General features: G+C 44.4%; 15 protein-coding genes. All 15 read left to right on the forward strand.

The window, feature by feature from the left end:
- Positions 1-18 precede the first annotated feature (18 nt).
- The 15 genes from EMP01_RS06855 (at position 19) to EMP01_RS06925 (ending at position 12,233) form a co-directional block, all read left to right on the forward strand.
- Complete coding sequence (locus EMP01_RS06855) at positions 19-1,647, forward strand: tetratricopeptide repeat protein (RefSeq protein WP_129020767.1); 1,629 nt, start codon at positions 19-21, stop codon at positions 1,645-1,647.
- Positions 1,648-1,901: 254 nt separating this feature from the next.
- On the forward strand, positions 1,902-2,294 hold the full coding sequence (locus EMP01_RS06860; protein ID WP_129020768.1) for an NADH-quinone oxidoreductase subunit A: 393 nt from the start codon (positions 1,902-1,904) through the stop codon (positions 2,292-2,294).
- 52 nt (positions 2,295-2,346) lie between these two features.
- The gene (locus EMP01_RS06865; protein WP_129020769.1) at positions 2,347-2,913 is read left to right on the forward strand and encodes an NADH-quinone oxidoreductase subunit B; all 567 of its coding nucleotides are present in this window, start codon (positions 2,347-2,349) and stop codon (positions 2,911-2,913) included.
- 39 nt (positions 2,914-2,952) lie between these two features.
- Positions 2,953-3,444: an NADH-quinone oxidoreductase subunit C gene (locus EMP01_RS06870; RefSeq protein ID WP_129020770.1), complete on the forward strand. Its 492-nt coding sequence runs from the start codon at positions 2,953-2,955 to the stop codon at positions 3,442-3,444.
- 83 nt (positions 3,445-3,527) lie between these two features.
- A complete protein-coding gene (locus tag EMP01_RS06875; RefSeq protein ID WP_129020771.1) occupies positions 3,528-4,742 on the forward strand; it encodes an NADH-quinone oxidoreductase subunit D in 1,215 nt (404 codons plus the stop codon).
- A 46-nt stretch (positions 4,743-4,788) separates the two neighbouring features.
- On the forward strand, positions 4,789-5,289 hold the full coding sequence (locus tag EMP01_RS06880; protein ID WP_202616018.1) for an NADH-quinone oxidoreductase subunit NuoE family protein: 501 nt from the start codon (positions 4,789-4,791) through the stop codon (positions 5,287-5,289).
- 18 nt (positions 5,290-5,307) lie between these two features.
- A complete protein-coding gene (locus EMP01_RS06885) occupies positions 5,308-5,748 on the forward strand; it encodes a copper resistance protein NlpE N-terminal domain-containing protein (protein ID WP_129020773.1) in 441 nt (146 codons plus the stop codon).
- Between the two features lie 21 nt (positions 5,749-5,769).
- Positions 5,770-6,186 (forward strand): VOC family protein, encoded by a 417-nt coding sequence (locus tag EMP01_RS06890; RefSeq protein WP_129020774.1) that lies wholly within the window; start codon positions 5,770-5,772, stop codon positions 6,184-6,186.
- Positions 6,173-7,021 (forward strand): nuclear transport factor 2 family protein, encoded by an 849-nt coding sequence (locus EMP01_RS06895; protein ID WP_161971242.1) that lies wholly within the window; start codon positions 6,173-6,175, stop codon positions 7,019-7,021. The genes EMP01_RS06890 and EMP01_RS06895 overlap by 14 nt, the downstream gene beginning before the upstream one ends.
- Before the next feature lie 57 nt (positions 7,022-7,078).
- Positions 7,079-8,428: an NADH-quinone oxidoreductase subunit NuoF gene (gene nuoF / locus EMP01_RS06900; protein WP_129020776.1), complete on the forward strand. Its 1,350-nt coding sequence runs from the start codon at positions 7,079-7,081 to the stop codon at positions 8,426-8,428.
- 27 nt (positions 8,429-8,455) lie between these two features.
- On the forward strand, positions 8,456-8,836 hold the full coding sequence (locus tag EMP01_RS06905) for a four helix bundle protein (protein WP_129020777.1): 381 nt from the start codon (positions 8,456-8,458) through the stop codon (positions 8,834-8,836).
- A gap of 76 nt (positions 8,837-8,912) precedes the next feature.
- Positions 8,913-10,019 carry a 2Fe-2S iron-sulfur cluster-binding protein gene (locus tag EMP01_RS06910; RefSeq protein ID WP_129020778.1) on the forward strand — a complete coding sequence of 369 codons (1,107 nt, stop codon included), beginning with the start codon at positions 8,913-8,915 and terminating at the stop codon, positions 10,017-10,019.
- A gap of 39 nt (positions 10,020-10,058) precedes the next feature.
- On the forward strand, positions 10,059-11,135 hold the full coding sequence (gene nuoH / locus EMP01_RS06915) for an NADH-quinone oxidoreductase subunit NuoH (RefSeq protein ID WP_202616019.1): 1,077 nt from the start codon (positions 10,059-10,061) through the stop codon (positions 11,133-11,135).
- A 26-nt stretch (positions 11,136-11,161) separates the two neighbouring features.
- Positions 11,162-11,692 (forward strand): NADH-quinone oxidoreductase subunit NuoI, encoded by a 531-nt coding sequence (nuoI, locus tag EMP01_RS06920; protein WP_129020779.1) that lies wholly within the window; start codon positions 11,162-11,164, stop codon positions 11,690-11,692.
- Positions 11,693-11,711: 19 nt separating this feature from the next.
- Positions 11,712-12,233 carry an NADH-quinone oxidoreductase subunit J family protein gene (locus EMP01_RS06925; RefSeq protein WP_129020780.1) on the forward strand — a complete coding sequence of 174 codons (522 nt, stop codon included), beginning with the start codon at positions 11,712-11,714 and terminating at the stop codon, positions 12,231-12,233.
- Positions 12,234-12,248: the final 15 nt, after the last annotated feature.

Consider the following 12,248-nt stretch of genomic DNA (forward strand, 5'->3'; position numbering starts at 1 on the left):
TAAACGTAAACATAAACAATGAGAACATTCATCACAGTATTGGCGACTGCCGCTGCATCTGCAGTTGTGTACGACGTTAATGCGCAATCATTAGAGAACGGAAAGAAATTGCTGAGCTACGAACGCTATAGTAGTGCGCACACAGCCCTGGAGCCCCTGGCGGCTTCCAGCCCTGAGGCAAACTATTATTTCGGTCTGGTACAATTGGGAGAAGGTAATGTAGATGCAGCAAAAGCTACTTTTGCTAAGTTTCCTAAAGACTTCTACAATCAGGCTGGTACTGCACGTGTACTCTTCACAGAAGGGAAAGGCGATGACGCGATGAAGATTTTAAATGAAATCGTAGACGGAGCTAAAAAGAAAGACTGGGAAAAGTATAAAGTTGCAGCAGATGCGATTACCTACAGCAAAACAGCTGCACAGGTAGATCAGGCGGTAGCTTGGTACAGAATAGCAAAAGAAAAGAAAAATGATAATGCACAGTTACTGATCGCTATGGGTGATGCCCTGATGAAGCAGAATACCGGTGCATCTAACGGTGAAGCTACACAGGTATTTGACGAGGCTATTAAACTGGGTGGTGCAAACTCCCTGGCTTATTCCCGTAAAGGTCTGTTATGGTTGAATGCCCGTCAGTATAAAGAAGCCCTGGAAAACTATAGCCTGGCTAAAGATGCGGATAAAGAAAACCCATTGCCTTATGGTGACCTGGCTGAAGTATACTACAGAAGTGGTAAATACGAGCTGGCTAAGCAAAATATCGAAGAGTATCTGAAACTTTCTGATAAAACAGTTCAGGATCAGCTGCGTTATGGTAACATCCTGTATTTAACACAAAACTATAAAGAAGCATCTCAGAAATACCAGGAGCTGATCAACAAAGGTGAGGGTGAGAAAACACCAACCCTGTACAGAGGTCTGGCTTATGCGCAATATCAGGATAATAACTATGTTGATGCATTAGCTAGCTTCAACAAATACCGTAGTCTGGTAAAAGATGCTAAAGAGTTCACTTACGAAGATGATCTGTACTATGCATATGTAAACAATGCTATGGCTAGTCAGGACACTGCAAACAAAGCTAAGTATGCTGCTGTTGCAGAAGAATATTATGTGAAAGCACTGGAAAAGAATACTGAAGAAGATAAAACGGCATTATACCGTAAAATCGCAGACGGATACAAAGAGACTAAAAACTGGACTAAAGTATCTGACTGGTATACTAAACTGGTAACTGCATATCCTGAAGCATCTCCGCTGGATTACTTCAACTCTGGTTACTATGCTTACTTCGCTAAAGATTTTGCAAAAGCAAAAACACGCCTGGAAGCATTTAATGCGAAATATCCTCAGGAAACGATTGGTTACTTCTGGCTGGCGCGTACTGCTGCTGCACAGGATTCTGAAGCGAAACTGGGTACTGCTGTTGAGCCATTCAAAACATGGTTAAGCAAACCTTCTAAAGAAGGCGATACCCGTAAAAAAGAAGATGAAATCTTTGCATACGTATACCTGTCTCTGTATTACTACAACAGTAATGATGGTAAAACAGCCGTAGACTACGCTAAGAAAACAATTGCACTGGATGCCAATAACGAAACGGCAAATCAGATCATTAAATATTTTAAAGCAAAAGGCATTAATTAATGCTATATTGATCGAAAAAGAGAGGCTTAAAGGCCTCTCTTTTTTTGTTTGCATGAATGGGTGAAATGTATATGTGTTTGTCCCGGCAAACTTTGTTTTGGGGCTCACATTAAAAAATTGTAGCTTTTGTATTTTTTTAGGCATTCGTTCTTTAAAAAACTTGTTAAATCATAGCACTTATCTTATTTTTGTAGGTCAGTTTGCGGCATAAATAAGTGTACAAACAATCTTTTTATTCAAATCAACTGTCACGTATGTGTAATTTTTTGTGGCTTGCATCAACAGAAGGTATCGGATCCTATGCTCCGGTGCTCATTCAGCTGCTTATTGCCGGAGCAGTAGTATCGTTGCTGATGTTGCTGACCCATATATTAGGGCCTAAACGCAAAACCAAAGATAAACTCATCAACTTTGAGAGTGGTATCGAACAGATTGGTAATGCCCGTAAGCCAATGGGGGTTAAATACTTCATTGTAGCGATCCTCTTCGTGCTGTTTGATGTGGAAGTGATTTTCTTCTATCCTTACGCAGTAAACTTCAGAGAGCTGGGTACAGAAGGTTTCCTGGCGGTACTCATGTTCGTAGCACTGTTTGTCTGCGGCTTTGTGTATGTGATCAAGAAGGGTGCCCTTAAGTGGGAGGATTAGAAACGGATCTATGGCTGTGCCATACAATAATTAACTGTCAAATTAATGTCTTGTGAGACCAGTACAATATAATGAAAACAGTAAGGTAACGCTTGCCGAGATCCCGGAAGGGTATTGGGGCGAAGGCTTTATGACGACGATGTTTGATAAGGCGATCGGCGCGGCCAGGGCTAACTCTATGTGGCCTTTGCCATTCGCGACCTCCTGTTGTGGTATTGAATTTATGGCAACGATGGGTGCTAACTATGACCTGGCCCGTTTCGGGTCTGAGCGTATGGCCTTCACTCCGCGCCAGTGTGATATGTTACTGGTAGCCGGTACCATTTCTAAAAAACTTGCGCCGATATTGCGCCAGGTTTATCTGCAGATGGCAGAGCCGCGCTGGGTAATAGCAATCGGGGCTTGTGCCAGCAGTGGCGGTATATTTGACTCTTACTCTGTACTGCAGGGTATAGATCAGGTAATACCGGTAGATGTTTATGTACCAGGCTGTCCGCCAAGACCAGAAGGTATCCTGGACGGTGTGATGAAACTGCAGGAGATTGTGAAGAATGAAAGCCTGAGACGTAGAAACAGTCCGCAATACAAAGCCTTATTAAACGAATACGGAATACAGTAATCATTAGCCTCAACAGGCTGCTGAAGCATATAATTTATCATGACGAAAGAAATCATACAGGAACGATTGAACCAGGCCTTTTCCGGAGCAGCGCTACAATGGGCAGAACCATGGGGCATGCTTGAATGTACCATTCCTGCCGATCAGAATCTGGCTATTGTGACCTTCCTGTTCCAGGAGCTCGGGTTTCAGTTTCTGACCGATATTACCGGGATTCACTACCCGGAGCAAGAAGGTAAAGAACTGGGTATCATTACGCACCTGCACAATCTGAAAGATAATATCAGACTGCGCCTGAAAGCATTTGTACCTGTTGCGGCGCCGGATATACATTCACTGACCAGCGTTTTTTCCGGTGCAGACTGGATGGAGCGTGAGACATACGACTTCTACGGGATCAATTTTGTTGGTCACCACAATCTGAAGCGCATCCTCAATGTGGATGAGATGGATTACTTCCCTATGCGTAAGGAATATCAGATGGAGGATCCGACAAGACTCGATAAGGACGATGAAATGTTTGGTAGATAAAAGCCCGGTTAGGTATGCAGTACAGCATGCTTGATCCGGCTTTAATTTTATGTTGATTTAAAACAAAAATAAATTCAACTTTTATGGTTGAAAAACATATACAACTTGCGGAAAATTCTGTAGAAAAGGAAACGACGACCATTAACCTTGGTCCTACGCATCCGGCTACACATGGTATTTTCCAGAACATAATGGAGATTGACGGCGAGCGTGTGATCAAAACAGAAATGACGGTAGGGTATATCCACCGCGCATTTGAAAAGATCGCAGAACGCAGACCCTACAGCCAGATTACTCCGCTTACCGATCGGCTGAACTACTGTTCGGCACCGATCAATAATTTCGGCTGGCATATGACCATCGAAAAGCTGGTAGGTCTGGAAGTGCCTAAGCGTGTAGATTACCTGCGCGTTATCATTATGGAATTGGCCCGTATAGCAGATCACCTGGTATGTAACTCCGTAATCGGGGTAGATACCGGTGCCTTGACTCCGTTTACCTATGTATTCCAATGGCGCGAAAAGATATATGAGATCTACGAAGGCATCTGCGGCTCCCGCCTTACGACCAATATAGGTCGTATCGGAGGCTTTGAGCGCAACTTCCCAGACGATACCTGGAAAAAAATTCATGATTTCATGGACGGATTTCCTGCAGTGCTGAAAGAGTTTGAAACCCTGCTTACCCGTAACCGTATCTTCATGGATCGCTGTATCGGTGCAGGCGCTATCAGTGCAGAACGTGCATTGAACTGGAGCATGACTGGTCCTAACCTGCGTGCTACAGGAGTAGACTATGATGTGCGTGTACATAGCCCATACAGTTCATACAACGAATTTGATTTTAAAATTCCAGTGGGTAGTGCCGGTGATGTATATGATCGTTACCTGGTGCGCAATGGTGAGATGTGGGAGAGCTATCGCATCATTCAGCAGGCATTGGATAAACTGAAAGGAATGGACAGCAGCATTTTCCATGCTGATGCTCCTGAATTTTACCTGCCGGAAAAAGCGGATGTGTATACCAAAATGGAAGCACTGATTTATCACTTCAAAATTGTAATGGGTGAAACCGATCTGCCTCCGGGCGAGGTGTACCATTCGGTAGAAGGTGGTAATGGTGAGTTGGGATATTACCTGGTGAGCGATGGCGGTCGTACTCCGTACAGACTGCACTTCAGAAGACCATGCTTTATCTACTACCAGGCATTTAACGAAATGGTTGCCGGTGGTCTGTTCAGTGATGCCGTTGTAACGCTGAGCTCGATCAATGTAATTGCCGGTGAGCTGGATGCTTAATGGCTCCGCTATATAAAAAGAAACAGAATAATACTAAATTAGAGAAATGATACAGTTTTCTCCGGAAAAGATAAATAAAGTAAACGAGATCATAGCCCGCTATCCGGAAGGAAAGCAAAAAGGTGCCCTGATCCCATTATTACACCTGGCACAGGAAGAATTTGGTGGTTGGCTGGATGCGCCGGTAATGGACTATGTCGCTTCTCTGCTCGATATCAAACCGATTGAAGTATACGAGGTAGCTACATTCTACACCATGTTCAACATGAAACCGGTAGGGAAATATGTGCTGGAGGTATGTCAGACAGGACCTTGTATGTTGCGTGGCAGCGATCAGATCATTGATCATATCAAAAACAAACTGGGCATTAAAGCCGGTGAGACTACTGCTGACGGACTGTTTACCCTGAAGCCTGCAGAGTGCCTTGGCGCTTGCGGGTATGCTCCAATGATGCAACTGGGTAAATTCTATAAAGAAAATCTTACGATCGAAAAAGTGGACCAGCTGATTGAGGAACTACGTGCGGCAGCGGCTACTGCGAACTAAATTACAAACTGAACCCTTATGAAAAAGCTTTGTATCTTATTATTGGTCTTCGGTTCGGGCCTTTTTGCTGCGTGTGGAAATGAGGAATCCGGGAAAGAAGGTCATGCCGAACGGAAAACAATGACTACCGATAAACCAATGCTGGATGAGTCACTGGTAGGTACTTATGTAGGACAATTACCCTGCGCAACCTGTGAGGCCATGCTGACCAGCATTATACTGAGAGAAGATAACAGTTATGCGATCAGCACCAAAGCGGTAAATGATACCAATCTGATTGTACCTGCAGTAGACAGCGGAACATTTGTGATCCGTAATGAGATACTTGAGCTGACCGATGCCGGTGGTGAAAGAACAATGTACCGGATCAGTAAAGACCAGTTATGTCAACTGGGAGAAGACGGTACACAATTAACCGGTAACGGTAAACAAGATTATATATTTAAGAAGCAACATTAAAATACTAAAACAAACAATACTATGGAAGCTATCGTACCTTATCTGAATTTTAAAGGCACTGCAAAAGCTGCTTTTGACTTTTATGCAAAAGCCTTAAACGGGGAGATCCTGTTTGCGCAGACTTTTGGGGAAAGCCCGATGGAGGTTACAGAAGAAAATCGTGATAAGATCATGCACGCAACTTTGAAAGCAGGCGATCTGACTATTATGGCTTCTGATGTAATAGACGATAAATTTCCGGTAATCGAAGGTACGAACGTAAGCCTGTCCATGAACTTTACAAAAGTAGAAGACATTGATCGCGTATTTGCCGCAATGAGCGAAGGTTCTACTATTACCATGCCATTGCAGGATACATTCTGGGGTGCGAAATTCGGTATGCTGACCGATGCTTTCGGTATCAACTGGATGTTCAACCATGATTATGAGCAAAAGTAGTATCAGTCTTTACTTCTGGCTGTTCACTATCATTTTTTTTGGAGCGGGAGCAGTTGATGTTACGGCGCAAAATGGGGTACGGCTTGCATTTTATAAAGCACTGCCAAAAGGATCGGCTTCCGTTGTGGATAGCCAGAGTGGTACCCGGCTTTATTATAATCCTGAAGAAGCGATCATTACCAATAAGGATATCGCTTCCGCAACAGCCGGAAAAGATAAAAATTATGGCTGGCCGATCGTTGATCTCCGGTTGACGCCGGAAGGAACTAAGGCCTTTGCCAAAGCAACAGAGGAGAGTATAGGGAAAAGGATACTGATCATGGCCAATAAGCGGTTGCTATCAGCACCAGTGGTACAGGACAAGATTGAAGGCGGTAAGGTACAGATTACTGGTTCGCTTTCCGAGGCAGAGACAAGGGCTTTAGCAGACATGTTGTCCGCAGCGATCAAGGGCAATGGGGAAGAAGGACATTTTCCAATGGCTTATTTCGCATCACTGGACAATGCTATGCTGGATAAAGACCTGGAACGGTTAAAAGTGCTGGTACACCCTAAGGCAAGTATCGGCCATTCTAACGGATGGGTACAGAACAAAAACGCACTGATTGATGATCTGAAAACCGGCAAAGTCAGTTATCAGTCTATTGATCAGATCAGTATAGAAGAAATAGACATAGAGCAGGATTTTATCAGGGTGCGGCGCAAACTAAAAGTAGAAGGCCAATATGAACAACACCCTTTTGAGGTAATGCTATCTGTAATGGAAATATGGAAAAAACAGCCTGGCGGGCAGCTGCAATTGTGGAGCCGGCAGGCAGTAGCAATAAAAGACTAAGTAAATTAGAAAGTGGCGTGCATACATACACCTGCTTTTACATTTGAACTGTATAAGATGAAATTATTATTAGAAAAAGCACATATCGAAGGTATCCGTTACTATGATACTTATCGTAAAAACGGTGGGTACAGCAGTGTGGAGAAGGCATTGAAAATGTCTCCGGACGAGATCGTGGAAGAGGTGAAGAAGAGTGGTCTTCGTGGCCGTGGAGGAGCAGGGTTCCCTACCGGTATGAAATGGAGCTTCCTGGCCAAGCCGGAAGGCGTGCCGCGCCACCTGGTATGTAATGCCGATGAGTCTGAACCGGGAACATTCAAGGATCGTTACCTGATGGAGTTCTTACCCCATCTGTTTATAGAGGGTATGATTATCTCCAGCTATGCATTAGGATCTAATACATCTTACATTTACATCCGCGGGGAATATGCCTGGATTCCGGATATCCTGGAGCAGGCCATTGCAGAAGCAAAAGAAGCCGGCTGGCTGGGTAAAAATATTAAAGGCACAGGATTTGATTGTGAGATCTACGTACAACGTGGAGGCGGAGCCTATATCTGTGGAGAGGAGACTGCATTGATCGAATCGCTGGAAGGTAAACGGGGTAATCCGCGCATCAAACCACCGTTCCCTGCCGTGCAGGGCTTATGGATGAGACCTACCGTGGTAAACAATGTTGAAACCATTGCAGCCGTAGGACCGATCATTACTATGGGAGGCGATGAATATGCTAAACTGGGCGCTGGTCGCAGTACCGGTACCAAGCTGATCTCTGCCTGCGGTAACCTGAATAAGCCAGGTGTTTACGAAATCGATTTTAACCTGTCTGTAGAAGAGTTTATCTACAGCGATGAATATTGCGGAGGTATCCCGAATGGTAAAAAGCTGAAAGCTTGTATCCCGGGTGGTTCTTCCGTGCCTATCCTGCCTGCAAATCTTTTATTACATGAATCTAATGGTAATAAACGCCTGATGAACTATGAAAGTCTTTCTGAAGGTGGTTTCCAGACAGGTACCATGTTGGGTTCCGGCGGATTTATTGTACTGGATGAAGATCAGTGTGTGGTGCGCCATACCATGAGCCTGGCCCACTTCTATAATCATGAGAGTTGCGGACAATGTTCGCCTTGTCGTGAAGGAACCGGCTGGATGTACAAAATTTTGAAAAATATTGAATACGGAAAAGGTAAAATGGAAGACATCGATCTGTTATGGGACATCCAGCGCAGAATTGAGGGCAATACCATTTGCCCGCTGGGCGATGCCGCTGCATGGCCGGTAGCCGCCGCCATCAGACACTTCAGAGATGAGTTCGAATGGCACGTACTGCATCCGGAAGAGGCACAAACCCGTAACTATGGCCTGGCACATTATGCAGAGCCTAGAACGATTGTGGCAGCACAATAATTCAAAAGTAAAAAAAGCAAAACGCAGATGGAGTTTGAAGAGTTTGTGATGGAAGGAGGAGGAAAGCCTTTTAATATCAGGCAAAGATGTTTTTACTTTTCAAGAACAGTATTGGAATTTGTAAAAACAGCAACGTTTGATATGGTATTTGCTTCTGTATTTGACCAGCTGGTCAGGGCAACCACTTCTATTGGTGCCAATGTTATAGAAGGCAAAGCAGGCATCAACAAAAATGACTGGTTGAAGTATCTGGGTGTCGCACTGAAGTCTGCAAACGAAACAAAATACTGGCTTTGCTTAATAAGAGATACTTTTGAATGTAATAAAGAAGAGATTAACCAGATGGTGGCAGAAGCGGATGAGATTTCGAAGATCATCGCTTCAATAATTATAAATGCTAATAAATAGAAGAGTTTATAGTAAAGACGAAATGCGAAGTTTTTAATTTTCATTTTGCCTTTTAACTTTTTGACTTATATATATCATGTCAGAAAATTTTAAAGTAACAATAGACAACATCACCGTAGAGGTGGCTCCCGGAACAACCATTCTGGAAGCAGCACGTAAGGTTGGGGGAGCAGTAGCACCACCGACTATGTGTTATTACAGCAAACTGGAAGGTAGCGGTGGTAAATGCCGTACCTGCCTGGTAGAGGTAAGTAAGGGTTCTGAAAAAGATCCCCGCCCGATGCCTAAACTGGTTGCCAGCTGCCGTACAACCGTAATGGACGGGATGGAGGTGAAAAATATTACTTCTGAAAAAGTACCCGATGCCCGTGCAGGCGTTACAGAATTCTTACTGCTGAACCACCCGCTGGATTGTCCGGTGTGTGACCAGGCAGGAGAGTGTGACCTGCAGGACTTGGGATATGAGCATGGCAAGGAAGGTACCCGTACCGAATTCCCTCGCCGTACCTTTGCTCCGGAAGATATTGGTCCGTATATACAATTGCACATGAACCGTTGTATCCTGTGCTATCGTTGTGTATATACTGCCGAGCAACTGACAGAAAGAAGAGAGCATGGTGTACTGGATCGCGGAGATCATTCCCGTATCAGCACCTGTATCAAAAACTCGCTGGACAATGAATTCATCGGTAACGTTATTGACGTATGTCCGGTAGGGGCACTGACCGATAAAACATTCCGTTTTAAAAACCGTGTATGGTTTACCAAGCCTTTAGATGCACACCGTAACTGTAGCAACCCTAATTGTTGTGGTGAAGTACGTTTATGGATGCGTGGCGATGAAGTATACCGTGTAACGGCACGTAAAGACGAATGGGGTGAAGTGGCTACTGCCAGCAATGGTAAGACCGGTTGGATATGTAATGAATGTCGTTTTGACAAAAAAGATACCAAAGACTGGGTGATCGAAGGGCCGACGAATATCAACCGCCACTCTGTAATATCACAAGGGCACTATGCCGGTACTGAAGGTACTGCCGGTAAAGCAGAGAAGCTGATTGATAAAGTGATCGGACAGGAACCTAAGTATACACTGGATATACATAGTGTAAGTGAGGTGAATAAACCAAGTGTACATCTGGACCGCATTCCGGGGCCAGCACACTCCAACGATTTCAAATAAGCCGCAGACGCATCAAAACGATATAATTAAAATAAAAAGATGAGTATAGATACTTTCTTGATTTTAGAGAAAATAATTCTGGTGGTGATCATCATCGCCGCATCAATGGGTGTTGCAGCATATTCTACCTGGGCAGAGCGTAAAGTTGCAGCGGTAATGCAGGACCGGATCGGTCCGCTGAGAGCAGGGCCTTTCGGTTTATTACAACCGCTGGCCGATGGTGGTAAACTGTTTTTTAAAGAAGAGATCGTTCCCGATAATTCTACCAAATGGTTATTCATGCTGGCCCCGGCTATGTTTATCTTCACCTCCCTGATGACCAGTGCCATCATTCCATGGGGTCCTGATTTTGTCATCAACGGATCAGAAGGTGCGAGAACCGTTGCGTTACAGGTAGCAGATATCAATATAGGGATCTTATATGTGTTCGGTGTAGTGAGTATTGGTGTTTATGGTATTATGCTGGGTGGTTGGGCTTCCAACAATAAATTCTCCCTGCTGAGTGCGATCCGTGCGGCTTCACAGGCCATCAGCTATGAGCTGGCGCTGGGTTTAAGCCTGATCGCATTACTGATGCTGACCGGTACCTTAAGTTTAAGAACAATAGTAGAACAGCAACACGGATTCTGGGATGGTAACTACTTTACCTGGAATTTCTTTAAGCAACCTTTAGGCTTCGTTATCTTCCTGGTATGTTCTTTTGCAGAACTGAACCGTGCGCCTTTTGATATGCCGGAGAGTGAGAGTGAGCTGAATATGGGTTATCACCTGGAGTACTCTTCCATGAAACTGGGTATGTTCCTGTTTGCAGAGTACATCAATATGTTTATCTCCTCAGCAGTGCTGGCAACATTATTCTTCGGAGGGTATAACTTCCCGTGGATGGATCAAGTGCAGGCAGCAGTACCTTCGGGTATCTTCTCGCTGATCTGCGTGGGTGTACTGATGGCTAAAGTAGTAGGCTTTATCCTGTTCTTCATGTTTGTAAGATGGACCCTGCCTCGTTTCCGTTTCGATCAGCTGCTCAACCTCGGCTGGACTAAACTGATCCCGCTGGCCCTGTTCAATATGCTGGTGACCGGAGCGGTAATCCTGTTCTTTTTTAATAAAAAATAAGCAAGGCGCAAGCCGAATCAATATCAATGGAATCATTAACGAATAGAGCACAGTCGGTAGACCGAAGTCCGATGACCTTTGCAGAGAAGATATACATTCCTGCATTGATGAAGGGGCTGAGCATCACCCTGAGTCATATTTTTAAGAAGAAAGCAACCATTAACTACCCGGAAGAGACACGTCCGTTCAGCCCAGTTTTTCGTGGACTGCATGTACTGAACCGTGATGAAGAGGGTCGTGAAAAATGTACAGCCTGTGGCCTGTGTGCCCTGGCCTGCCCTGCAGAAGCCATCACTATGGAAGCTGCAGAACGCCTGCCGGGTGAGGAACACCTCTACCGTGAAGAAAAATACGCAGCAAAGTATGAGATCAATATGCTGCGTTGTATCTTCTGCGGATATTGTGAAGAGGCTTGTCCTAAAGATGCCATCTACCTGTCCGAAACGGTAATGCCGGCCAATTATCAGCGCGATTATTTTGTATACAAAAAGCAGGATATGCTGCTGACTGACGAGCAGGTAAAACAGAAACGTTTAAAATTACAGCAGAAAGGCTAATCCCATAATTGAAGATTATATGAGTTTACACGATATTATATTTTGGATTTTAAGTTTATGGGCTATTGTCTGTGCCATCTTTGTGGTGATCAGTCGTAACCCGGTAAACAGTGTACTGTTCCTGATTGCAACATTCTTTGCGATCAGTGGTCACTATATCCTGATGAATGCACAGTTCCTGGCTATCGTAAACATTATTGTTTATGCAGGAGCCATTATGGTACTCTTCCTGTTCGTAATCATGTTAATGAACCTGAACACGGATACAGAGCCGCAGAAAAGCCGACTGGTGCACTTTGCTGCATTGATTAGTGCCGGTTCCCTGCTGCTGGTTGTATTATCTGCTTTCCGTAAGGCAGAGCTGACACAGATTCCGGTTACAGATGCAGGAGATATTGGTCTGATCAAAGTACTGGGTAAAACCCTGTTTGACCATTATGTATTACCATTCGAATTAAGTTCCGTATTATTCCTGGCGGCTATGGTAGGCGCTATGGTGATCGGTAGAAAAGAAGTAGTAGAAGAGAAATCAACTAAGTAAGAACAATTTAAAACT

It is taken from the genome of Edaphocola flava (genome assembly GCF_004118155.1).
In the GTDB taxonomy this organism is placed as follows: Bacteria; Bacteroidota; Bacteroidia; order Chitinophagales; family Chitinophagaceae; genus Edaphocola; species Edaphocola flava.

Bases quoted from the DNA above. Each gene is read 5' to 3' on its own strand.
- nuoF (WP_129020776.1), top strand. From the start codon at position 7,079: ATGAAATTATTATTAGAAAAAGCACATATCGAAGGTATCCGTTACTAT.
- nuoI (WP_129020779.1), top strand. From the start codon at position 11,162: ATGGAATCATTAACGAATAGAGCACAGTCGGTAGACCGAAGTCCGATG.
- EMP01_RS06890 (WP_129020774.1), top strand. From the start codon at position 5,770: ATGGAAGCTATCGTACCTTATCTGAATTTTAAAGGCACTGCAAAAGCT.
- nuoH (WP_202616019.1), top strand. From the start codon at position 10,059: ATGAGTATAGATACTTTCTTGATTTTAGAGAAAATAATTCTGGTGGTG.
- EMP01_RS06910 (WP_129020778.1), top strand. From the start codon at position 8,913: ATGTCAGAAAATTTTAAAGTAACAATAGACAACATCACCGTAGAGGTG.
- EMP01_RS06875 (WP_129020771.1), top strand. From the start codon at position 3,528: ATGGTTGAAAAACATATACAACTTGCGGAAAATTCTGTAGAAAAGGAA.
- EMP01_RS06905 (WP_129020777.1), top strand. From the start codon at position 8,456: ATGGAGTTTGAAGAGTTTGTGATGGAAGGAGGAGGAAAGCCTTTTAAT.
- EMP01_RS06925 (WP_129020780.1), top strand. From the start codon at position 11,712: ATGAGTTTACACGATATTATATTTTGGATTTTAAGTTTATGGGCTATT.
- EMP01_RS06870 (WP_129020770.1), top strand. From the start codon at position 2,953: ATGACGAAAGAAATCATACAGGAACGATTGAACCAGGCCTTTTCCGGA.
- EMP01_RS06880 (WP_202616018.1), top strand. From the start codon at position 4,789: ATGATACAGTTTTCTCCGGAAAAGATAAATAAAGTAAACGAGATCATA.
- EMP01_RS06860 (WP_129020768.1), top strand. From the start codon at position 1,902: ATGTGTAATTTTTTGTGGCTTGCATCAACAGAAGGTATCGGATCCTAT.
- EMP01_RS06855 (WP_129020767.1), top strand. From the start codon at position 19: ATGAGAACATTCATCACAGTATTGGCGACTGCCGCTGCATCTGCAGTT.
- EMP01_RS06895 (WP_161971242.1), top strand. From the start codon at position 6,173: ATGAGCAAAAGTAGTATCAGTCTTTACTTCTGGCTGTTCACTATCATT.
- EMP01_RS06885 (WP_129020773.1), top strand. From the start codon at position 5,308: ATGAAAAAGCTTTGTATCTTATTATTGGTCTTCGGTTCGGGCCTTTTT.